The organism is Shewanella violacea DSS12 (genome assembly GCF_000091325.1).
Lineage (GTDB): Bacteria > Pseudomonadota > Gammaproteobacteria > Enterobacterales > Shewanellaceae > Shewanella > Shewanella violacea.
Map to the genome: position 1 here is coordinate 747592 of NC_014012.1, position 21647 is coordinate 769238.

The window sequence follows — 21647 nt, forward strand, 5'->3', positions numbered from 1 at the left end:
ATATATTTCACCTTACGGTGAGTTAAGTTGGATGTTTAATCATCTGTTCCCCCATACACATTCATTCAAATCTAGTACACCTTACATTTATCACTATTTAGTTTTTGTGGTTAAGGAGTCTCCCCTGAAAGCACCAAATTATAAAATAATAATACCTGCACGAATGAAATCGACACGTTTGCCAGGTAAGCCTTTAGCGCTTATCTGTGATCAGCCCATGATATGGCATGTATATCAGCGGGCATTAGAAACTAACATTGGCCAAGATAATATCGTTATCGCTACGGACAGTGAGCAGATTTGTGAGGTAGCCAGAGGTTTTGGTGCCCAAGTCTTAATGACGTCAGACTCTCACTCTAGTGGTACCGAGCGATGCGCCGAGGTAGTATCTTTACTCGATTGGCATGACGATGAGATAGTGGTTAATTTACAGGGAGATGAGCCCCTGGTTACAGCCGATTTGATTAAGCTGACAGCCTCAACGCTGGCGAGTTCTTCTGCGGCTGGAATGGCAACCTTAGCCTGTGCTATCAAGAGCCAGTCCGAACTGGTGGATCCTAATTATGTAAAACTAGTCACAGATATCAATCGAAAAGCTATGCTATTTTCACGCCAGCCTATGCCAGCATCGATAACGGCTAATGCCGATGAGGAAGCTTGCATTGGTGGCGACTTTGGACCTTGGCTCAGGCATATAGGCATGTATAGTTATCGTGTTGAGACTCTCAAAATTTTAAGTGCCTTACCTGAGACTGAACTTGAGAAGTATGAACGCTTGGAGCAGCTTAGGGCTATGTGGCATGGTATCCATATTCAGGTAGCTTGTGTCGATGATGCCCCCGGTCATGGTGTCGATACTCCAGCTGATCTGCAAAGGGTTAGAGCAATAGTGAAAGCTAATGCATCAGTTTGTGCTTAAATGCTTCGAGAATACGAGAAAGCGAGAATACGAGAAAGCGAGAAAGCGAGAATACGAGAAAGCGAGAATACGAGAAAGCGAGAAAGCGAGAATACGAGAAAGCGAGAATACGAGAAAGCGAGAATACGAGAAAGCGAGAATACGAGATAACGAGAAAGAGCAAAAGCTTTTCCTCGAACGAACTCTGTTCCGCTCTCGTTTTCTCGCAGCAACGAAGTTGCCTCTCGAAGCTGCTTTGCAGCGTTCTCGCAGTACATGCTTAGACTTTGTTTAATTACAGGAATTATCCATATTGATTCAGGTTACACATCAGCTTTGGACTGCTTCTCGCGGCATTGCTAGGGATCCTCATTTAGCTAAATTCTTTGACCCTGAGTTAAATTCAGGCTCAGAAAAATGCGACTCAGGCGCAGCTAGCTCATACAAGATAAAGAAGCTGAGCCCAACTAGCCTGCCAGAGCAAGATGATATTGTGCTGGGCTGGGGCAATAAGGCCAATACCCTGAAGGCGAAGCAGTTTTCTGGTAAATATGGCTTAAGCTACTTACGTCTCGAAGATGGGTTTATTGGATATTTAGGCCATCCGCTGGACAAGTCGCCGCGATTGTCACTGATTAAAGACAGTTCAGGGATCTATTATGATGCCCGTAGTCAGAGCGATTTAGAGGCCTTGTGCCTCACTGCCGATGACTGGTTTACCGATGAACATATGCGCCGAGCCAATAAGCTGCAATTGCTATGGACTCAGCATGGGATCTCTAAATACAACCATAGGCGTTGTGAGTTGCCAGCTTGGCTAGATGAGCAAGCGCCCCACTCGGTGATCTTAGTGGTGGATCAGACCTTCGGGGACTGCTCCGTCAACCAAGGTGTAGGTAGTAAACCCGAGGGCTCGCCACTTAACACGCCAGAGCAAGATGAACGCGAAGGGCGCGAGCGCTTCGCCGCCATGCTTACCGATGCGCTTGTAGCTCATCCGAATCAATTGATTGTACTGAAGACACATCCAGATGTGATCAAGGGCAGCAAGCAAGGTTTTCTTGATATTACCGCCTGTTCAAACCCTAGAGTTCGTCTGTTGGGTGACGATTGCAGCATAGACAAACTCATGGCCAAGTCTGAGTGTGTCTATACAGTGACGTCTCAGCTTGGCTTCGAAGGCCTGCTCTATGGTTTACCTGTACATTGCTATGGCATGCCATTTTATGCGGGTTGGGGACTGACCATAGACAAGCAGGTATGCCATAGGCGTAGGGCTAATTCGGTGAATAAGCCCTTGTCTCTGGCTAAATTAATCGCTGCAGCATTGATTGAATACCCTCATTATCTAAATCCGGAAACTCAAGCTCCCTGTGAAGTCGAAGACCTGCTCGATTGGCTTATTGTGCAGTTGAATGATGGCCAGTATGGGGTTGATACCTGTTATGCCTTCGGCTTCTCCTTGTGGAAAAGGGCATTTATTAAGCCTTTCATAGGCCGTATGGCCGGACGAGTGGTGTTTATCGGTAACAAGAACAAACTCGATAGCTTGATAAAAGCCGACGCTAGGGCTAACTGCACAAGCTCGGTATTGCTTTGGGGTAAGCGTCAAAGATCATGGCTTGAGGAGTTGAAACAAGGCTGCCCGGTCTGGTTTATGGAAGATGGTTTTATTCGCTCGGTGGGCCTGGGCGCCGATCTGCGTCGCCCTTCTTGTTTGGTTATCGATAGGCAAGGCATGTATTACGCGCCAGATGGACCGTCTGATATTGTAGACCTGCTCAATAACATCAGCCTGAATGAGAGCCATACACGCCGCGCCGAACATCTAGCTCAATCCTTGGTTGAGCGGGCCATGAGTAAGTATAACGTTGGCCAGACATCGGCGGCGAGTACGCTACTGGATGAGATAGCTGAGCTTGCTAACTTAGGTAGCGATAGCAAGTCAACCGCGGGCAAGCGGGAAATTATCTTAGTACCGGGTCAGTTTGAACAAGATCAATCTATTGCAGCCAGTCGTGGTCAGATTAAGACTAATTTGCAACTGTTACACCAGGTGAGGTCCGATTATCCCCAGGCCTATATCTTGTATAAGGAGCACCCGGATCTCTATTCTGGAGTTCGCCCAGGCGCTCTGGGCGAGCAGGCAGCCTTGCAATATGCCGACCGTTACCTCAGCGATGTGGATATCGTGTCCGTGTTAGCCCTGTGCGATCGAGTGTGCACAATTACCTCTCTGACCGGATTTGAGGCTCTACTGCGACATAAAAATGTGACCACTTATGGATCACCTTTTTATGCCGGATGGGGACTCACTGAGGATGCGTTAACGTTTAGCGATCGAACCAATCTCTTGAGTTTGTCTCAGTTGGTGTATGCCACTTTAGTGAGTTACCCAAGGTATGTGGATTGGTCTACTGGCTTGCTAACAACGCCTGAACGTGTAATTGAGCAACTGAGTGAAGAGCGTGCACGTTATGAGCAGCTCGGCGAGCGTGGTCAGCAGCTAGGTAGCTCTTGGTGGTCGCGTCTAGGCAGAAAAGTGAAATATTTTTATCAGGCCTATGGCATGTAGGACCTGTGTTATCGCTCTCCGCCTAGGGGATTTTCGTGCCATTTTGAGTAATTTATATTTATGAATATTTTGTTTTTACAGGGGCCTTTAGGGCCATTCTTTAACTTGTTAGCGGCTCATTTCTCTTCGATGGGTCATGATTGTCATAAGATAAATTTTAATGGTGGCGATAAACTCTATAGCGGCGCCGATCATATTGTCGATTACTCAGGAACTTGTGCAGATTGGCCTGAGTTTCTCAGGGACTACATCGAGAGGTACAAGATAGACTCCATAGCCGTCTATGGCGATTGCCGTTTATATCATAAGGCCGCTCATCAGGTATCACTCGAACTTGGGCTTAATTTTTGGGCCTTCGAAGAAGGTTATCTGAGATCAGGTTTCGTGACCTTAGAGCTTGGAGGCTGTAACGCCAACTCTTTATTGTTCAACAACATAGAGGCCTTACCCCAGATTGATTGCCAAGATACCAAAAATATTCAAGGCGTTAAAAGCGTGGGTAGCACCTTTGGTCTACGAGCCTGGTTCGCCGGTCGTTACTATTTTGCGATGAGTTTATCGGCAAACCAATTTGCCTCATATGCTCATCACAGACCTTGGACCACCATAGAGGAAGCTGTTTTCTGGATAAAAAGTTTGGCTCAGAAGTGGTGGTCAAAACTTATGGACCCTCCGCGTTACAGGCGTTTTATTCGTCGCTACGATGGGCAGTTTTTCTTACTGCCTCTACAGGTGGAGGTTGATTTTCAGCTGAGGGACCATTCCCGCTTCGAGTCCGTAGAGCAAGTCATCATCGAGGTTCTAGGCTCATTTTCGGCTCATGCCAGTAGCGATCAAGCCTTGTTGATTAAACACCATCCGCAGAATCGAGGCTTCGTTCATTATGGCGACTTGATAGACAAGTTAGTATCCGAGTTAGGCTTAGAGGGGCGTGTGCTTTATGGCCATGATTTTAATCTTCCAGATGTATACCGCCATGTTAAGGGCGTGGTGACCGTTAATAGCACAGTGGGGCTCTCGGCCTTATTGCATCATCTGCCTACTGTGGTGCTTGGAAAATCTATCTATGATATCCATGGCCTCACTTATGAGCATGGTTTAGACCGTTTTTGGCGGGATAATTACAGTGTAGATCAAGATCTGTTTGCCCGCTTTAGAACCTATCTTTGCCTGCAGACCCAAGTACCCGGTGATTTTTACAAGAATTCTGCCCCCTTAGTTGCGAGTGCCTACCAGAAGATCACTGCACAAGGTAAACAATAAAATACCGTAAACCACTCCTATAATGCTGACTTATTTAGCAGAGATTTGGCATAAATCAATGCCAAATTCACAATTTATCTTGATTGATTTTGTACGTTTTCCATCTATTTTTAAATGAGACGATGTTTGTCTCAGTCCAAGTAAAACAGCATTTTTACTCGGGCGGCCAGTGTTTGGCTTAATAAAAATGGGGGAGAAGATGAATTCAACTTGTCATTTAAGTGCGATCTTATTTTTTACTATTGTTACTCCTCAATGTGTTGCTAACAGTATGCCTTTTAGGTGTCTGGCGTCGACTCCCATGATTAAACAAAACGTCGATATAAATTTGGTGGAATGTAGTTATTTAATGCTGTTAGATTCAGGAGATATCAATGATTCCTGGTACTGGTATCCGGTGGGTACTTTGGGACTCTTGGTTACCAACAGTGATGATGGCTTTTATTTGGGGGGAGGATTGGGCCTTGGCTGGCATATTAACGATAATATCCTGATTTTTTCCGAGGGCGGTGTGGACTGGTTCAGTGATTATCAATATGGCGAGCGGGGTAAGGCGTATAAAAATTATGGTGGGCCTTGGCAATACTTTTTGAAGTTGGGTTCTAGCTACAAATTTTCAACTCGTTGGCGTTTAGGTTACGCCTATATGCATATCTCAAATGGGCTTAGATATGAAGTAAACCCAGCTTTCGATGGTCATAGTGTGTTTTTAAGTTTTAAGTTTTAACTGTCTCAGACATAGCCTGAGATACCATGAAAGCGGGATAACTCAGTATCACTTGGCTAGCCTCTCCTTGAGGCACAAGTGGTTTTAGCTGCCCACTTTCAGTGCTCCTGATCCCTGCAAAAATTTAAATTTCCGCTTGCTAGTCCAATAGCTAAACTTTCATCCCCAATTCCTCCTCAACTCCTCCTCAATTTTTCAATTATCCAATTCTTCAATTCTTCCTCATCACCACCATACCTCCCAGTTTTCTTACTGAACTCATCCCTTGGTTAAGCTCTATACGCAGGCATGCCCAATTGGATGATCTAAATAGGTCATTGTTGAAACTTGCTAACAATTATACTTGTGTGATCTCAGTCACGCTTATGGGCTGGATATCCTAGATGAGGTGCATTAGTATTCACGCAAACGTTTGCGCATACGTTTGCGCAGTTATTTCACCGTTTGTAAGTAAGGTTTGTGACATGAGAAAAGGTGCACTGCTTAACAGTGATCTGGCGCGGGTTATTGCCCTGTCGGGTCATACCGATGAGATCACCATAGCCGACGCTGGTCTACCTGTGCCTGAGTGCTGTGAACGCATAGATCTGGCGCTGACCCATGGGGTGCCCGCGTTTATTGATACCCTAAGGATTGTGGCCACCGAGCTACAAATTGAATCTGTGGTGATTGCCGAAGAGATGTTGGTTCATAATCCAGGCATGCACACTCAGCTGCTGCAACTATTAGATGAGATAGGGCAAACGCAGTCTCAGCCTATTAGCCTTAGCACAGTCAGTCATCAAGCCTTTAAGAGCCAAACCGCCAACAGCCGCGCTGTGGTTCGTACCGGTGAATGTACCCCTTACGCTAATATCATTCTGCAAGCGGGAGTGGTCTTCAAATGACAGCACTCCTGAGCCTAAGTGGTATAGATAAATCTTTCCCTGGGGTGAAAGCCTTAGACGGTGCTCAAGTTAACGTGTATCCCGGTCAGGTGATGGCTCTGATGGGGGAGAATGGTGCGGGTAAGTCCACCATGATGAAAGTGATGACGGGTATTTATCAAGCCGATGCCGGTGAGATTATCTTAAACGGCGAGCCTGTGCGTTTCTATGGTCCTCGTCAGTCCCAGGCGGCGGGGATCAGCATCATACATCAGGAACTGAATCTGATTGATCATCTGTCCATTGCCGAAAACATCTTTCTTGGCCGTGAGCCGAAAAATATTATCGGCCTCATAGACTGGCGCAAGATGTTCAGTGAAGCCGATGCCCTCTTGGCGCGTTTGAATGTGCAGCGCAGCAGCCGCGAGAAAATGGGCACCTTGCCTCTGGGTGAACAACAGATGATAGAGATAGCCAAGGCCCTGTCGTTTAAGTCCAACATCATAGTGATGGACGAGCCCACAGATTCCCTCACCGAGCGTGAGACAGCTAGCCTGTTCAAGGTTATCCGCGAGCTAAGGGAACAAGGGGTGGGCATAGTGTATATATCCCATCGCCTGCAAGAGATATTTACCATCTGCGATCGCGTCACTGTGATGCGAGATGGTCAGTTTATTGCTGAATCAGATGTGTCTGACCTCACCGAAGAGAGCCTGATCGAGTTGATGGTCGGTCGTAAGCTTCAAGACCTGTATCCACGTATCGAACACAATACGGGTAAGGTGTCGATGAAAGTGCGTAACCTGTCTGGTGAGGGAATAAGTGATATTAGTTTCGACCTACATGAGGGGGAGATCTTAGGCTTCAACGGCTTGATGGGCGCGGGACGGACCGAGTTGATGCGTATCTTGTTTGGCGATGCTAAGCGCACCAGCGGTGAGGTGGAACTGTACGGCAAACCTGTGCACCCGACTCATCCAAGCGAAGGCATAAAAGCCGGTATTGCTTACATTTCCGAAGACCGTAAGGGTGACGGCCTAGTGCTGGGAATGTCGGTGAAACAGAATATGAGCCTAAGTTCTATGACTGCATTGTCTTACATGGGAGCAATCAAGGCCGATGCCGAGCACGAATTGGCGAGCCATTTCAAACAGGCTTTCAATATAAAGACACCATCATTGGACCAGCCCATAGGCAAGTTATCCGGTGGCAATCAGCAGAAGGCGGCGATAGCCAAGGGTTTGATGGCCAATCCAAAAGTATTGATCTTAGATGAGCCCACCCGGGGAGTCGATGTGGGTGCGAAGAAAGAGATTTACCAACTGATTAACCAGTACAAGAAAAAGGGCATGAGCATCATTCTTGTCTCTTCCGATATGCCGGAGGTGATGGGGATGAGCGACCGGATAATGGTGATGAGCGGAGGTCGTATCAGCGGCGAATTCGACGCCACCCAAGTGACTCAGGAACAACTCTTGGCTGCGGCCATCGGCAACCACTGATTAGAGAATCATTACAATGAATCAAACTGCAACTTATAACGCTACAGGCACAAAAACCTTTGCATGGCTGAAGCAGCAAAAAGCACTCATCGCCTTGTTCGTCTTGATTGCCGTGGTCTCGATATTAAATGACCAGTTCTTCACCATGGGCAACCTGATGAACATACTGCGTCAGACTTCGGTTAACGCCATCATCGCCGTGGGTATGACCTTAGTGATCTTGACCGCAGGTATAGACTTGTCTGTCGGTGCGATTCTGGCCCTGACTGGGGCACTTGGTGCGTCCATGGTGGGGGCCGAGTTACCCCTAACACTGGCATTACCTCTGACCTTGTTGCTAGGGGGAGCGCTCGGTGCCATGAACGGTTTGCTGATATCTAAAGGTAAGGTGCAGGCGTTTATCGCCACCTTGGTGACCATGACGGCTATTCGTGGCCTGACTATGGTCTATACCGAGGGGCGTCCTATCTCTACCGGCTTCACCGATACCGCCGACAACTTTGCCTTTATCGGCACCGGCTGGTTGGCTGGAGTACCCGTACCTGTCTGGATGATGTTGATCACTTTCGTGCTGGTTTGGGTCATGTTGACTCACACTCGGCTGGGTCGCTACATCTACGCCATAGGCGGTAATGAATCCGCTGCGCGCTTATCAGGCATCAATGTCGATAGGGTTAAAGTCGCGGTCTACGGGCTCTCGGGCATGATGGCGGCGCTGGCGGGTCTGATAGTGACCTCACGCTTGTCTTCGGCTCAGCCGACGGCAGGGACCTCCTATGAGCTAGATGCCATAGCGGCCGTGGTTGTTGGCGGTGCTTCTCTGGCTGGTGGTCGTGGCTTTATCTGGGGAACTCTGGTTGGCGCGCTGATCATAGGTTTTCTTAACAACGCTTTGAATCTGCTGGATGTGTCCTCTTATTATCAGATGATCGCCAAGGCAGGAGTAATTTTACTGGCGGTACTCGCCGACCGAAAATCCAACACATAAAGATAACTAATCCGGAAACAAGGTAACTAATATGAATAAGCTACTTAAATCAGCCGCAGCCCTAGCTTTAGCGCTGGGCCTAACCGCTCCGGCCATGGCACAAGACACCATAGCCCTGGTGGTATCGACCCTGAACAATCCGTTTTTCGTGTCGATGAAAGAGGGTGCACAGCAGAAGGCCGAAGAGCTGGGCTATAAGTTGATAGTACTCGACTCTCAGAACGATCCGTCTAAGGAGCTGAGCAATATTGAAGACCTGACGATTCGTCAGGTAAAGGCTATCTTGCTGAACCCAACTGATTCCGATGCAGCCTCGAATGCGGCTCGCATGGTGAACCGAGCTGGCATCCCATTACTGACACTTGATCGCGGCGTAACCCGAGGCAAGGTAGTGTCCCACATAGCTTCTGATAATGTGGCTGGTGGTAAGCTTGCTGGTGACTTCATCGCAGGCAAGCTAGGTAAAGGCGTTAAGGTTATCCAACTCGAGGGGGTGGCGGGTACCTCGGCTTCCCGTGATCGTGGTGAAGGCTTTGCCCTCGCCGTTGCGGCTCACGGCTTTGAGATGCAAGCGTCGCAACCCGCAGATTTCGATCGTACTAAAGGCTTGAACGTTACCGAGAACTTGTTGGCTTCTAAGCCCGATGTGCAGGCCATATTTGCCCAGAACGATGAGATGGCTTTGGGGGCTCTGCGGGCAGTTCGTGGTGCCGGTAAAGAGGTGTTGATTGTAGGTTTCGATGGTACAGACGAAGGTATTGAAGCCGTTAAACGTGGCCTATTGAGCGCAACTGTAGCGCAGCAGCCAAAATTGATTGGCGAGCTGGGTGTGGAGACTGCAGTTAAGGTGCTTAAAGGCGAAACCGTTCCCGAGTTTCAACCTGTGCCTCTGCAGATTATTACTCAATAATCCGTTAGCGGCCCATGGTAAAATAAGCCATAGGCCGCCGACTTAAGTTACTAATACTAGGTTATTTATATTAGGTTACTTATATTAGTTTGCTCATTCAGCGCTAAGTTATTATGAAACTGCCGATTATTCGGTACTTGCTGGGCCGCGGTGTAGGCGGCCTGTTATCCAATTAAGCAAAGAGAGACTCAGATGGCCAAATTATCCGTATTGGGCAGCATCAACGTAGATCACCTGATGCAAGTCGGCGCCGCGCCAAGAGGCGGGCAGACTATTCAAGCCAAACAGTACCAAATAGTAGCGGGTGGCAAGGGTGCAAATCAGGCTGTGGCCGCGGCCAAGCTGGGAGCTGACGTGGCTATGATAGCCTGTATCGGCACTGACGCCATTGGCGAGCAGATGAAACAAGGTCTCGCCGATATAGGTATAGATACCAAGGGCATCACTACAATTACCGGTGAAAATACCGGCGTGGCGATGATTTACGTCGAGGACTCGGGTGAAAACCGTATCGGTATCTGGCCCGGTGCTAACGCTTCCCTGACTGAGACTGTGATGTCTGAGCATAAGGCCAGTATTCAAGACTCAGACTTGCTCTTGCTCCAGCTGGAAACGCCTGTTGAGACTTTAGTCGCGGCGGCTAAAATAGCCAAAGCTGCCGGTACTCGAGTGGTGTTAAATCCCGCCCCTGCTAAGGCGTTACCGGAGGCTTTATTATCTAATGTTGATATCATTACGCCCAATGAGACCGAAGCCGAGCAGCTGACCGGCGTGGCCATCAGTGAGTTATCAGATGCTGATATGGCGGCTAATAAGCTGCACACTAAATTTGGTATCGAAACTGTGCTGATCACCTTAGGCGAACGTGGTGTATGGTTGTCACATAAGGGCGAGGGTAAGCACATCGCCGGTTTCGTGATGCAGGCCATAGATACAACGGCTGCCGGGGACACCTTTAACGGCGGTTTCGTTACCGGATTACTGGAAGGTCAATCTATGCTGGATTCGGTGCGTTTTGGTCAGGCGGCCGCGGCATTGTCCGTGACTCGCATGGGGGCACAAAGTTCAATTCCGACTCGGGTAGAAACCTTGGCCTTGCTAGCTTAACGGCTAATTTTACAGGTTTTTAGCATTAGCTTTAGTTCTGGATTTTAGTTTTAGTATTAATTTTTAGTATTAATTTTTAGTACGATTTTGAGTAATAGTTTTTAGTAATCGTTTTTCATAAAGAGTCGAATTATATGACCAGCATACGAAGCATTTTGGCCAAGCCCAGGGGATCTTTATTATGACCACCATACGTGACGTTGCTAAGCTGGCTGGTGTATCAACTACTACCGTTTCTCATGTGCTCAACAAGACTCGGTTTGTCTCAGTCGAGGGCAAGGCCAAGGTTGAGGCGGCTGTTATCGAGCTTAACTATGTGCCAAATACCATAGCACGTAGTCTCAAAGGTGGCAGCAGTCGAGTCCTAGGCATGTTGATCACAGATGCGAATAATCCATTCTACGCCGATCTTATTCAGTGGGTGGATCAGGTAGCATATCGATATGGTTACAACCTGATCTTGTGTAATACCCAGGGCAATATACAGAGGGCCAAGGATTACTTGGTCATGCTCAGCCAGAGGCAGGTCGATGGCATGCTAATGATGAGTTCAGATGCCCGTCAATTACCTGTGTCTTCCTATGGCAGTATGCCCATGGTGATGATGGACTCAGGTCCAGAGCAGGCGGGTTATGATCGCATTCTGGATGATTCTGAGCAGGGCGGCTATATGGCGACCAAGCATCTGTTAGAGTCGGGCCATAAGAGTATTGGCTTATTAGCCGGGCCACTGGATAAGTCCAATAGTCAGAACCGTATTGCGGGATACCGCAGAGCAATGGCTGAAGCTAAACTTGAGGTGGATGAATGCTGGATCCAATCCGGTGAATTCACCTATGAAGGTGGCGCAGAGGCCATGAGCAGATTACTTAACCAGTCCAGCCCAGTGACAGCGATATTTGCTTCGAATGATCTTATGGCCATGGGTGCTATACGGGTGGCAGGCAAACAGGGGCTGACTATCCCTGAGGATCTGTCGATTATCGGTTATGACGATATTCCTGGGGCTAAGTATTTCAATCCACCACTGACAACTATGAGCCAGCCATTGGAACAGCTAGCTGAGCAGGCGATCGCTATGTTACTGGCACGGATAGAGACTCCTAAACGGGAAGGCCAGCGTACCTTGTTACCACCTAGCTTAATCATCCGCGATTCTGTTGCTGTGCGCAAATCAGCTGAGAACTAGTTCAGCCATCTTTTCGGTATAACAGACAAAATAAAGGGGTCGAATTAATCGACCCCTTATTCAGGCTTGATTTAAACGAGTTCTAGTTATTCACTGTCTGACAGTAGAGCTGGATTAACCACTAGATTTCTGACGCCGTGGGCATGATCTTCATCGAAGGCGTTACCCTCTAACCACTTGCCTACAGTGTGAATATCTACCTTCATTACCTGAGGGCGCACGCTCCAGCTCACCTGTAGAGGCGATGCTATTTCGTTATATCCTGGACCTGTGGTTGAACCTTCATATTGCACCGGCTTACCAGTATTGCTTGGAATGTTTAGGGCCTGATTGAGTCCATTTTTCATGCCTAACTTAGTCAGCTCCATAAAGCTCATGGCTTTAGTGTCATTCACCAGCACGAATACCTGAGTTTCTACACGTAACTGAGGGTTGCTATTTGCTTCACTGAGGCAAGATCCTAGCGTTGCGCCTGGGCCAACTTGAGCAGTTGAGTGGACATAGTGAACTTCAATTGTATCGCCAGGATGTAGGCTACCGTGCTTACTGACTCCTATCTTATTTTTAAGGGGAGTTAACTCTTTTTTAGATAACTTGCCAGTATATTGATACCCGCTGTTATAGCCGTGACCATCACCATTGCCTGCATACTTAGTGAATTCGCCGCCTTTGTGCTCGGCATTAATATGGAAATGTATATTACATAAATTCATTTCCGTGTAGTCAGGCGCCTCGCCAAAAATACGTTGGTTACTACCTTGGATAGTGTCGATATCTCTTGGTGACTGAGGACCATAACCTTTACCTTGAGTATTGGTGGCCAATGCTGCTCTTTGCTTTTCTATCACTTTATCTGAGACGCTATGACCAGTATCGGCTGCTGTCGCGGCATTAACTAAAAGTGGGAAAAGTACCGCAGTGGCACATAATACTCGTGTCTTATTTATCATGTCATTTGTCCTTTTTATTAGTATGTAGAATCGGCATCTTAGGTCCTATACCTATAGGTATTAGAGTCGAACCAGAATCAATCGGTATTAAGCCATTGGCTATTTCAATAGGGTTACAAGCTAGCTTAGATTGAAGCTATATGCTATTTCGCTAAAGAATTATTGAGATGGCTAGCCTGTCATCTAAGTTACAAGTACCATTGATTATAGTTTAAGTACAAGCTTTTGTTTTAACGTTGTATTTTTGTTAATCGCAAGTCCTATTCCGAGTCTGAATTCAAACTTAAATCTAGGGCTGCTTGGAATAATTGAAAATGCACTGGCACGAGATCCTTGTGCTTGGCTCGGTAACCTCCACCGACGACGGCAGCAACAGGAATATGATTATCTTGCATGGTCTGCAGTAGAAATAGATCCCTTAGATAGATGGCTTGGGTGCTTATATCGAGATAACCCAGCTCATCGTCTCGATGAAGATCCACTCCGGCATCGTAAATAACCAGATCTGGGCGGTGTAAATTAATGGCCATTTGTACCACTTGTTGAAAACAGGCTAAAAAAGTCTCGTCACCTGTGCCTCGTGTGAGAGGCACATCAAGATCTGAGTCAGGTTTACGCGCTGGGAAGTTTTTATCACAGTGGAAAGAGAGGGTAATGATGTCATCCCTTCCCTGGCATAGGGTCGCCGTGCCATCGCCATGGTGAACATCACTGTCGATGATCAATACCTTATGGATATCATCTTTTTGCAAGGAAAAGTGAGCCGCTAATACCAGATCGTTAAATAAACAAAAGCCGCTGCCAAAATCATTATGGGCATGGTGATAACCACCACTTAGGTGAATAGCGACTCCTGACTCTATGGCTTTATGGGCTGTTAACACAGTGCCCGCGGCCGAAGTCAGGGTGCGCTGCATCAGGGCTTCACTCCAGGGAAAACCGATACGGCGCATCTTATTGGCCGGCAACTGACCACAGGCCAACATATCCACATAATCAGCATCATGGACCTGTTTGATATCTTGCAAGGTTAAGGCTTGGGGAGAGAAGAAGGTGATTTCTTGCTGCCAATTGGTGTCATTTTGTGTTTTCTCCATGATCGCGTCATACAAGAATTGATACTTCATGATGGGATATCTATGTCCCTCAGGTAGAGGCAGCTGAGAATAGATGGGATGATAGATCAGTGGCAGCATGGCAAAGTTAGATAGTGAGCAGTGAGCGGATAGTAGCAGCTTGGTCATCTCATAATAAAGGGCTATGGTCTTTACTTAATCAGGTTACCTTCACTTCTTTTAGCTGTTACGTCTCTTCTATCAGGCTTTTTTACCCTTAAGTTTTTCTCACCGAAGGCACCAAATAGCTCGCGTGTTATACCAAAGCCGACGCGGCGTTCCAGGTTTTCGCTTCTTCTGTCTTGGTAGTGTTTGTAGTGACACTGACATTTCATCGCATCGCAATGAGCTATAGGGATAGATGGGGCATCTTTAGATAAAAAATGTATGCCTTGTAGCTTTTTAACCGCATTACAAGAATGTGGGGTTAGTTCAATGGTGACATTGTGATAGGGATGTATTGTCTGCCTATTAGTATGTGAATCCTGATGCACATCAGGCAGGACTTCATAGATATGACTAGTAGGCTTAAAGTGGGGATGATGTCTCATCTTATTGTAAAAGCGCGGCGGAAAGCGCAGATACACTAAGATACTGATGATGGCCGCGGTTAAAAAAAGTGCGAATAAAAGCTGGTTTATTGTCATCTTGGTCTCCAATTCCAACCGCGAGCTTAGGTAATGTTATTTTAAGTTTTCAATTTCAGCTGATAGCTTCTGTTTAATACCAATCGGCATAAGCTCCTTCTTTCGCCCTTGAGAACACAAAAATCACTAATTTTTTTCAGGGGAATCCACCTTAGTCGATGCTCTCGGTAAAGCAGATTATGTGATAACGTTTATTATTAATGATATTAATTCTGGCCCTTAGTGCTTATCTTGTTCGCTGGCAAGAATAAGAAAACAAGCCCAAGTTCACCCTAGGCTTATTCGTTATCGACTCGTCACTGCTCCTTGGTCATTTACATGTTTTTGAGCCCGGTTTTCCCTTACATTTATCTGAGCAACACTGTGAATTTGAAGTACAACTGCTGCCAAGGTCAAGTAAGGGGCAGCTTCCACCGTTGTTACTGCTGATAGTGCAGGTGAGAGATAAGTTAGTGTATGCGCTAAAGCCATGAACAGCTGCGTTGAGGGTGCTGCCATCACTGGATGCCGCGCCTGTGGTACAGGACTCATTCGAATTAGTGGAATAGCTTCCGCACTCATTGAGACCGCTATTGGGATTTGTTTCTGCTAGCCCATTGAAGCGTAAATAGAGATCGGCATCACCATTGTCACAAGATGTGGTACAGGTGACCGTTTCTCCGCTGTTGACCCCAGATAATAGGTAATATTGGATGTCACCGATTTCCCCGTCCTTAGGGGCGGTAGCTACATCATTCTGCAATTGAATGGGAGGATGGTTAGGTACTCCAACTGCATCCCAAGCTAGATTTACGGCGGCTTCATTGCTGCCAGCGAAGATCGCCGTACAGTATCTGGCAGTGGCGAAGTTTGAGCTAGGGGTTAAGCAACCGATATTGGCGGCATAAAATATATCCGCAGCGGCATCAAAGCCTATAGGGGTAACATTAACAGACGTTTCTCCCCTAGGGTGTGTGCCACCAGTTACCAGAAGTTTAAACGCCAGATTGGCGATTCCTGAGTTCCAGTGCACCCCGCCGTTATCTGCACCGCCCATATAACGTGTGGGGTAATAATCGTAATCACCAAAGGCGGCTGGATCAGCCATGTTACGTAGGGCATCTCCAGGTATCATTGGAGTATAAATATCTTCACCTATAAACCAGATATCGGCACCTGTAGCACCTTCCTGCCGGTCGACCATGGCGCCGAATATATCTGACCAAGCCTCACTCAGAGCCCCTGACTCGTTTTGGTAGATAAGGCCTGAAGATCTCTCGGTAACGCCGTGGGTGAGCTCATGGGCGACCACATCTGCATCTTGCGACAGTGGGATGAAGTTCACGCCATCGCCGTCACCATAGGTCATCTGGCTACCGTCCCAGAAGGCATTATTGTAGTTGAGACCGAAATGTACACGGGACTTGAGGGTCATACCCTTGTCATCGATGGAGTCTCGACCATGGTTATTTAAGTAGTAATTGTAGGTGGCGATAGCGTAGTTATGGGCGGAATTGATAGCAAGGTCGCTAGTATTGATTACATTTGAGCTTCTTGAAACCGTTTTACAACGTCTGGTTCTTTGCTGACAGTCTTGAGTATTCAGCTTACGGGCATACAATATTTGCGGGTGTCTTGCGGCAATCTTACCTGTACTCGCGTCGACAAAGACAATGTCACGCTGAGGCCCCTCTTCATTGATGTACTCGAAAGTCGCTTTCCAGGCTAGATGGCCAATACCGTCGCTACCGAGTACATAGCTGAGCTCAGGTTTGCCGTTTTTAGTGCCCTTTATGTCGTTGAGGCCAAAGGCTTCGATTGCACTTAAGTCAGGCTTTAGGGGGAGGTCACCGCTGGGGACGAAATCCCCATTGACAGCAAAAACTGAACCATGGATATCGGCGTGAATAACCATGCCTGTACCCGCAACAGGTAGGCCATTGAGCTTCTGTTCGAAGCGTATATGATGCCCGCCAATTTTATCTTCGATGACTTTAGTGACAATCATCTCTTCACGTCCATCGGCCTCGTATTGTTCATTTAAGACAAGTTGCAGTGCACTCTTAGCTGAAGCATGTAAGCTTGCCTGGGAGGATGCATTAATACTGCCTAAGTCTCCGGTGACAAATGTGGGTCTGTTGGCTTCACCTTGGTTGCTAGCTTTGTCTTGAGCTATTGCAGGTGAGGTGAGCACTGCTGCAAACAATAGCAGTAGGGCAGACGAGTTGAGTCGAATGGACATGAACCTTTCTCCTTCCTGAGCGACAGAAGTGGTTGCATATATGACAGATGTAAACAGGAATCAGCCGTAGATGAACTGGAGCCTAGCCTATGTCGCTAACAGGACTACCCATAGCTAGATCCTTAACACTAAGTATAGTCAAAATAAGCGTGAAAATGCCTATTTATCTAGGTTTGATAGGCTAAGATAACCAAGATTTTAGTTAGCTTTAATTCCTTGGTTATATTGAAAAAAGACTAAGGTAAACAATCGAAAATATAGCTGGCTTAATCTTTGTGGACTAAAATGTAAGCTAGTTTTATTCAATGCAGATTAGATAAACTATAATTTGGATTAATAGCTTCTTTCTTACACTGCTCTATCTAACGATGAAGCGGCGAATCTAGGTGATACTAATGACTGAACTCAAGATTAGAAATGTGGGTAAAGGCTTGGGGTTAGAGTTACCACAAGATCTAGTTGAGCGACTGCACCTAGGTGCCGGAGACAGTATCTGTCTCGAGAAAATGGCACATGGTAACTATCGACTCGTGTCAAAGAATGATGAGTTAGAGGAGCAGATGGCACTTATCGAAGGCTATATGCATGAAGAAGATGCCTGATCCCATTTTTTAAATACTAGGCCTGAATCAAACTGATATGGGCAGCCTAGTATCCTTTTCGCCTATATGGACCAAGCTTTATCCATTGACGAATATGCCTCAACTCTCATCTGTTTTTTCGGCAAGCTTATGCATGCTCGTGGGAAATTTTATGTACTGACGAATGACTGTAAACCTATAGATAAACTTCGTCGGCATTCCCTATATCATCACTCTAGCTATTTAAATACCTAGTTTAATAATATATTCCACCTCGAAATTAGGCTTAACGCTAAAGTTCTCTTTATAAATTAACAGAACAAGGGTAACTTTATACTTACCTTACTCGTTATTAGTTAACAAGGGTAATCAAGTTTATTTCAAATGTATCTTTTATTGGTTTGATTCGTCTTGAGGGACTTCATGTAAATCAGATTTATTGTGATTCAATTCAAACAATAAAAGTATAAGTGTTGATAATGAGAGGTGACTCCCTAAGCTCTAGTACTTTATTTTTTAAGTTTGGATGTTATTGATGAAAGTTAAAGTATTATCTGCAGTTATGCTGTCAGTGTTGTTATCGGGTTGTGCTGGTCAAATGGCTGTAAGCAATGCAACTATGAAATTTAATATGGATGTTGTAGATAATCGTTACGCAAGAGGCGGTCTAACAATACTTATGGCTCCAGTATATGCAGTTACTACTATTGCTGACTATGGTCTATTTAACCCTATCGAGTTTTGGACTGGTGAAAACGTTCTTACAGATAAGAAATCAATCTATGATATGAAAGGTAAAAACTATATAGAAATAAATGATAGTTTAGATGAAGCATTAAAAACTGCTCCAATTAAATTAGATTGATTTTATAAAGTTTAAAGTGGGTACCTTCTAAATATCCACTTAATAAGTCTGAGTGGTAATATAATAAAATCTACATTCTATTATATACCCTCAGGTTTAGTATTTTTAATATCAAATGCGAGCCTAATCAATTCAATTTTTAAGTTATGATGTCTATCCAGAATATCATACAGCCCATTAGACGAGCCAGTTAAACGGCTTCTTTTTACAAACCTTCCATATAAATAATCTAGTGACTTATGCACTCGATAACCCTGCACATAATTTAGTGAGTTTATTTCGTCATTTTGATTAATCAGACCTCTATTCTTCGTTAAAATGAAGGTCTGTAATCTTAGCTGAATCCCACCTTAAATTAACCAATAATAGAGAGTATTACCTACAAGCTATTGTCTAGGCATCACTCTGTAGTTAGCTTGACTTAAATGTTATATCTTTACAGCCACAAGCTATGTTTTGGCTCTAATCAGCAAATGAGGTATGGCTAAATAATTAGGTGTGACATCGATAAAAATAGTTATTTCTAGGTTTATGCTGCTATCTGAGTATGTGTGGTAATAAGTTTAATTTAGGTGTGCTTAATTCTCAGGGTGAGTGGTTTTAAATTAAAATGCATATCCGTTTAATCTTCTTTAATTACAGTAGCTTGGGCGCCTCATAACTGTATGTGCATATTTTAATATAGAGGCGTAAGGTCAAAGGTGTTTATTATTTTAGTATCCAAGATTACTGTTTTATTGAATCAAATATTGAGATGTATTGTCATTATTGTTAATGCTTAACTACCACTTCAGGCTGTAACTTACGCCTCGTATAAGTGTGCCTGTCGCTATTTTATTAACTTCCTAGGCATTGCCTGAAATATCCATTTTATTACCATTATTTATATGATCTAAATTAAAAAACCAAATTTTGTTATTTATTTTTTGTACTTATGTTACCCTTGCGTGTGCTGCGATTAAGGGGAATGGAGCTAGTATTAATTAAATAGCGAAATATCTGCTTTAAGGCACAGTCGGCAGTTTAAACTTCTGTTTGAAATGGTATTTACTGGGGTATCTAAGTGATATAGGTGGACAGCCTGTATACAGGAGGTTATCTTAACTGTCGAAAATATAAACATATATAAAAGAAACAAGGATGATCCCCAAAGCGCGTCAGTAGCTAACTTAGTTGTTAGCAATCGTTACTAGTAATAGTTACAGCATTAGACGCAAAGCAGCTTAGGCGGAACCTATATCAGGATGATATACCCACTTTTTATTCTCCATCTCACTCTAGTTTTCAACCTGAAAAATAGAGAGGAAGAACTAAAGAGTTCCGTTACCCGTATCAAGCCGCTACTGTTTTAATGGTTGGCAACTACTTGATGCAAAGCAATAAATCTCCTGATATCGATCCTGGCTCCGCAACATATGTAGTTTAACAATAACTATGGGTGTCTGGGCTCTACATCTCTACATCTCTACATTTTTACAGTTCTATATTTCTACATTTAACAGTTTTATACGTTCAGGCTTGCTATAACGCCCTGAATAACAACCAAAATAATAAAATGGAGAAAAAATGAATATCACCATAATTGGAGCCGGTAATGCTGGTTCTGCTTGTGCGTTTATGGCTGCTGAGGCAGGACATAAAGTCAGTTTATTGAAGACTTCGAACCGTATTACCCATGATGACCATTTTGAAGCTATGGTCAGAAATAAGGGAATATATTGCATCGATAACACCCAAAAAGGGCACTTTACAGACAGTGCCGACGATGCCGAAAAAACCTTTCAACCATTGGAATTGATTACTCGAGACCCTGAAGCTGCAATAGAGGGGGCGGATGTAATCATGATTTTTATTCAAACTACATATCATCCGGCTTTAGCAGAAAGAATTGCAAAGTATTTTAAAAGTAATCAATTGGTTATTCTAATACCTGGGTACGCAGGTAGTATTTTCTATGATAAATATTGTGATAATAATCCAATATTTGCTGAAGGTGAGTCAACCCCTAATGACGCAAGAGTGGTTGAGCCTGGTACGGTAAAAGTCTTATTTAAAAATGCCAGAAACTCACTGTCGTTCTTTCCAGCGATAAGAACGGCAGAAGGAATGGCCATAGCATCCCGCTTGTTTCCTGCCTACGACATTGAAATGAGTCAGGTGAGAAAAAACATATTCGACTCGGCGCTACATAACCCCAATATCATAGTCCACACTGTGGGTCTGTATGTCATGTATCCAATGCTTGAGTATTGTGCCAAGCATCATCCTGATGAAGTTCCATATATGTACAGAGATGCTCTTTCAACTGAAATGGCATGGCTAATGATTGAAAAGTTGGACGCGGAAAAAATGGCGGTGTTGAGTGCCCTAGGATGTGAACCCATTCCCTATCTTGAAGCCTGTTTATTTAGAAACGAAGAAGACCTTAATCAAGACCCTAGAGAGGTTTTTGAAAGCTATAAAATCTCATCACCTCCAGGGCCTTATAGTTTCGATAATCGATATGTGACTGAGGATGTTCCTATGGGGTTGGTTTTATTATCCTCATTAGGCGAGAAGTTAGGTATTGATATGCCCGAGTGTCATCGTTTAATCGAGATGTGTGGCGGTATTTTATCAAGAGATTTTTATGCAGAAGGCAGAACTTTAGCTACGTTAGGTTTAGGTGATCTAACTAGGGAAGAGTTATTGAATTTTGTGGAAAGTAGGGATTGCCCCGACGAAGTTAGAGCATCTGCCCAAGCTTAGGGATAATAATTCCATAAGACTCAAAAAGTCCGTATAAGAGACTAGAAGAGTCTAGAAAATTTTGGGCGTAGCAATGACAGCCTGACTCTGAACATCTTAGAGTCGGGCTATATGGCAATAACTAGAGGATGGTTTACCTTATAGAAAACTCTGCTTTAATGGACGTTTACATCATGTCCTTGTATCCATAAATAGCATTTCTAAATCATAGGCAATAATTTCCTCATCAGCGTATATACCTCAGTTGTTAATTTAGCCGTTAGGTTAACTGTGAAGCTTAATGCTTTGCTGTGAGCTTAGTGCCAGTGGTTCAGAATACTCGGAGCGCCGCTCACAAGATCATAGAAAGATTGAATATCCTGTTGTGCTAGCATCAAACTCTGGCGGTACCTTGGCCGCAACTCTTGTATTTCTATAGTCGAAGGCGTAGAAAAAATTATGGGAACTATGGTTTTCGTCTAGTGTTATTCTGGTTATCAGCTGTTAGGCACTCGG

Annotated in this window: 17 protein-coding genes; 13 read left to right on the forward strand and 4 right to left on the reverse strand. The window is 45.0% G+C overall.

Features of this window, described 5'->3' with window-relative positions:
• The first annotated feature begins 31 nt into the window (after positions 1 to 31).
• The 10 genes from kdsB (at position 32) to SVI_RS03030 (ending at position 12025) form a co-directional block, all read left to right on the forward strand.
• A complete protein-coding gene (gene kdsB, locus SVI_RS02980) occupies positions 32 to 919 on the forward strand; it encodes a 3-deoxy-manno-octulosonate cytidylyltransferase (RefSeq protein ID WP_083779877.1) in 888 nt (295 codons plus the stop codon).
• A gap of 292 nt (positions 920 to 1211) precedes the next feature.
• Complete coding sequence (locus SVI_RS02990; RefSeq protein ID WP_013049911.1) at positions 1212 to 3473, forward strand: capsular polysaccharide biosynthesis protein; 2262 nt, start codon at positions 1212 to 1214, stop codon at positions 3471 to 3473.
• Between the two features lie 60 nt (positions 3474 to 3533).
• Complete coding sequence (locus SVI_RS02995; RefSeq protein WP_013049912.1) at positions 3534 to 4736, forward strand: capsule biosynthesis protein; 1203 nt, start codon at positions 3534 to 3536, stop codon at positions 4734 to 4736.
• 301 nt (positions 4737 to 5037) lie between these two features.
• Positions 5038 to 5463, forward strand: coding sequence for an acyloxyacyl hydrolase (locus SVI_RS03000; RefSeq protein ID WP_041419622.1), 426 nt, complete (start codon positions 5038 to 5040; stop codon positions 5461 to 5463).
• Between the two features lie 464 nt (positions 5464 to 5927).
• On the forward strand, positions 5928 to 6350 hold the full coding sequence (gene rbsD / locus SVI_RS03005; RefSeq protein ID WP_013049915.1) for a D-ribose pyranase: 423 nt from the start codon (positions 5928 to 5930) through the stop codon (positions 6348 to 6350).
• Entirely contained in the window at positions 6347 to 7831 is a 1485-nt protein-coding gene (rbsA, locus tag SVI_RS03010) for a ribose ABC transporter ATP-binding protein RbsA (protein ID WP_013049916.1), read from the forward strand. The genes rbsD and rbsA overlap by 4 nt, the downstream gene beginning before the upstream one ends.
• A gap of 16 nt (positions 7832 to 7847) precedes the next feature.
• Positions 7848 to 8819 (forward strand): ribose ABC transporter permease, encoded by a 972-nt coding sequence (gene rbsC, locus SVI_RS03015; protein WP_013049917.1) that lies wholly within the window; start codon positions 7848 to 7850, stop codon positions 8817 to 8819.
• A gap of 31 nt (positions 8820 to 8850) precedes the next feature.
• A complete protein-coding gene (gene rbsB / locus SVI_RS03020) occupies positions 8851 to 9729 on the forward strand; it encodes a ribose ABC transporter substrate-binding protein RbsB (protein WP_013049918.1) in 879 nt (292 codons plus the stop codon).
• A 192-nt stretch (positions 9730 to 9921) separates the two neighbouring features.
• Positions 9922 to 10836: a ribokinase gene (rbsK, locus tag SVI_RS03025; RefSeq protein ID WP_013049919.1), complete on the forward strand. Its 915-nt coding sequence runs from the start codon at positions 9922 to 9924 to the stop codon at positions 10834 to 10836.
• Between the two features lie 181 nt (positions 10837 to 11017).
• Complete coding sequence (locus SVI_RS03030) at positions 11018 to 12025, forward strand: LacI family DNA-binding transcriptional regulator (RefSeq protein WP_013049920.1); 1008 nt, start codon at positions 11018 to 11020, stop codon at positions 12023 to 12025.
• 86 nt (positions 12026 to 12111) lie between these two features.
• Here SVI_RS03030 and SVI_RS03035 read toward each other — a convergent pair whose 3' ends face one another.
• The 4 genes from SVI_RS03035 to SVI_RS03050 form a co-directional block, all read right to left on the reverse strand.
• Positions 12112 to 12975, reverse strand: coding sequence for a delta-class carbonic anhydrase (locus SVI_RS03035; protein WP_013049921.1), 864 nt, complete (start codon positions 12973 to 12975; stop codon positions 12112 to 12114).
• A 260-nt stretch (positions 12976 to 13235) separates the two neighbouring features.
• Positions 13236 to 14171, reverse strand: coding sequence for a histone deacetylase family protein (locus SVI_RS03040; RefSeq protein ID WP_013049922.1), 936 nt, complete (start codon positions 14169 to 14171; stop codon positions 13236 to 13238).
• 71 nt (positions 14172 to 14242) lie between these two features.
• Entirely contained in the window at positions 14243 to 14737 is a 495-nt protein-coding gene (locus tag SVI_RS03045) for a hypothetical protein (protein WP_013049923.1), read from the reverse strand.
• Positions 14738 to 15047: 310 nt separating this feature from the next.
• Complete coding sequence (locus SVI_RS03050) at positions 15048 to 16958, reverse strand: M4 family metallopeptidase (RefSeq protein ID WP_013049924.1); 1911 nt, start codon at positions 16956 to 16958, stop codon at positions 15048 to 15050.
• Between the two features lie 395 nt (positions 16959 to 17353).
• Here SVI_RS03050 and SVI_RS03055 point away from each other — a divergent pair, with 395 nt between their 5' ends.
• From SVI_RS03055 to SVI_RS03065, 3 genes are all read left to right on the forward strand, one after another.
• Positions 17354 to 17560, forward strand: a complete 207-nt coding sequence (locus SVI_RS03055) for an AbrB/MazE/SpoVT family DNA-binding domain-containing protein (protein ID WP_041419624.1) — start codon at positions 17354 to 17356, stop codon at positions 17558 to 17560.
• A gap of 514 nt (positions 17561 to 18074) precedes the next feature.
• Positions 18075 to 18404 carry a DUF3332 family protein gene (locus SVI_RS03060; RefSeq protein WP_049791023.1) on the forward strand — a complete coding sequence of 110 codons (330 nt, stop codon included), beginning with the start codon at positions 18075 to 18077 and terminating at the stop codon, positions 18402 to 18404.
• A 1566-nt stretch (positions 18405 to 19970) separates the two neighbouring features.
• On the forward strand, positions 19971 to 21152 hold the full coding sequence (locus SVI_RS03065; RefSeq protein ID WP_013049927.1) for an NAD/NADP octopine/nopaline dehydrogenase family protein: 1182 nt from the start codon (positions 19971 to 19973) through the stop codon (positions 21150 to 21152).
• The last annotated feature ends 495 nt before the right edge of the window (positions 21153 to 21647 follow it).